Source organism: Dellaglioa algida (genome assembly GCF_030127605.1).
GTDB lineage: Bacteria > Bacillota > Bacilli > Lactobacillales > Lactobacillaceae > Dellaglioa > Dellaglioa algida.
In genome coordinates this window covers 1-203 of record NZ_JANXLE010000021.1, presented here as the reverse complement: position 1 = coordinate 203, position 203 = coordinate 1, and the positions used below count along the sequence as shown (strand labels likewise).

Sequence of the window (203 nt, the reverse complement as noted above, 5' to 3'; positions counted from 1 at the left end):
CGACAATTAAAATTGTCAATGGAGCCTAACGGGATCGAACCGATGACCTCCTGCGTGCAAGGCAGGCGCTCTCCCAGCTGAGCTAAGGCCCCATAATGGGTATTTTATTAATTGGTAAATGGGCCTAAATGGACTCGAACCATCGACCTCACGCTTATCAGGCGTGCGCTCTAAACCAGCTGAGCTATAGGCCCGTAAACGCT

General features: G+C 50.7%; 2 tRNA genes. Both read right to left on the bottom strand.

Annotated elements, in window-relative coordinates:
- Positions 1-19: 19 nt before the first annotated feature.
- A tRNA-Ala gene (locus N0K73_RS08300) sits at positions 20-92 on the bottom strand.
- A gap of 27 nt (positions 93-119) precedes the next feature.
- A tRNA-Ile gene (locus N0K73_RS08295) sits at positions 120-194 on the bottom strand.
- Between the last annotated feature and the right edge of the window lie 9 nt (positions 195-203).